We start from the raw sequence: 1,723 nt of genomic DNA on the forward strand, positions 1-1,723 counted from the left end.
CCCCGATTTTTCATGATGCTCGTTGATGGCCGCTGATTTGTGGCCGCGGCTGATGGGCGGTTGTTTTCTGTTTTCGGGCAGTCTGGTGTGGCCTGTTGGTTCGCCTGGATTGGCGCCGGTTCCACTTCCGGGTGATCGTGCTGTTCGTTGGGACAGGATGAGGTTCACGATCAGCCGGTAGAACGAACGATGCCTTTGTTAAGCCGGGCATTGTTCTCCAGGAGAAGTTTCAGGAGATCCTTTTCCGGGGCTGTTTCCGAGAGCAGGAGCTGGTTGCGGCGGGCGCGGGTGATGATTTTCCCGGCGGTTGCGAAGAGCCGGTAGCGCCAGCGTTTGATGTCCCAGGCCTTGGCGTGGTGCCCGTCCGGGAGAGCGGCGAGCTGGATCCAGGAGACGAGGTTGAGGGCCAGGGCGGCGATGTTTGCCCAGGCCTGGTTTGCGGCGAAATCGAAGAACGGCAACTTGCCCAGACCGGTGTTTTTCAGGGTTTTGATCCGGTTCTCGCACCGGCCGCGGGCGCGGTGTCTGGCGTCCAGGAAGGGCCCGTGCCAGCGCGGGGAGTTGGTCAGGAACGCGGTGATGCGGTGCCCGTCGGCATCGAGCAGGGTCGGCTGCGCGCCGGGGTGCAGCGGCTCGGCGCGGAGGAACAGTTTGGTGCCCGGCGGGTAATCGGTGAGCGGGATGACGTCGGTGGCGTTGATGACCCACGCATCGTTCCGGTCGTTTTCGGACTGGTCCAGGGCCGGCTGCCAGTGCTCTTTGTCGCTGATCCAGTCGATCATGTGCGCCTTGCCGAACGGGAGGGTATAGCTGGTGGAGAACTGCACGCCCAGGCTGTGCAGGTGCCAGAGGAATTTCCGTGATGCACCGGCACTGTCGGTACGGACCAGGACCTTCTCCCCGGCCAGGGCTCCGGCGTCGTTGAAGAGCACGTCGGGCAGTTGGGCTGCGGCCGTGTGGAAGACCCGGATGTGGTCCTCGGCGCTGTTCGCTCCGGCGTTGCCGGGCCGCAGCACGGCGGCGAGGATCTCCCCGGAACCTTTTCCGCCGCCGTAATCGAAGCTGGCGATGAACGGGGCGAACCCGTAGCCACCCTTGTATGTGCCGGCGACGTTTTCCTTATCCGAGTGCGAGGTCACGAGCGTCGCGTCGAGATCGATGATCAGCGGGTCCGCGGCCGTCGCGGCCAGTGCCGGGTTCCGGTCCCCGGCGGCCTCCCAGGCCCGGGTACGCAATTCCCGGGTGAGGGTCTCGAATCCGTAGCTGAACAGTTCCGGGTTGACCACGGTGCGTTCGAAGAACCGTGACACGGTCGCGTTCGAGGGCAGCTGACCGAAGACCCCCGGTGAGGAACGCAGGATGTCCAGGTCCGAGGCGTGTTCGCCTCCGGCGGCGAGCATCGCGGCCAAAGAACCAACCAGCCGGCCCGGCCGGTGCTTCGCGCCAGAGGGAACAAACTGGCCCAGCCTGTCCTCACACAGCCTGCCGAAACCCAGCGCGTCCATGAAGCCGGTGAGCACCGAAACCCCGGCGTGGGAGATCAGCGACTGGCCGGTGAAACTGACCGGCAGGGACGGAAAAACAGCGGTAGACTTCTGCATCGAAAGGGTGCTCCCTCGCTCGGCAAATAACGGTCTCGACAACCACTATTTTCCCAGTTCAGAGCACCCTTTCCCTGATTAACACGCCATCCCGACGGACCCGCCATGAAAACCTGGGGCTA

Annotated in this window: 1 protein-coding gene; it reads right to left on the reverse strand. The window is 64.1% G+C overall.

The genetic code is table 11. The annotated features are described in order from the left end of the window. Positions 1-170: 170 nt before the first annotated feature. Positions 171-1,601 (reverse strand): IS1380 family transposase, encoded by a 1,431-nt coding sequence (locus tag QK291_RS18955; RefSeq protein ID WP_282384399.1) that lies wholly within the window; start codon positions 1,599-1,601, stop codon positions 171-173. Positions 1,602-1,723: the final 122 nt, after the last annotated feature.

This window comes from Arthrobacter sp. AL12 (genome assembly GCF_029960645.1).
Taxonomy (GTDB): Bacteria; Actinomycetota; Actinomycetes; order Actinomycetales; family Micrococcaceae; genus Arthrobacter.

Excerpts from the sequence above, each read along its gene's own strand:
- QK291_RS18955 (WP_282384399.1), bottom strand. The coding sequence starts at position 1,601 with ATGCAGAAGTCTACCGCTGTTTTTCCGTCCCTGCCGGTCAGTTTCACC.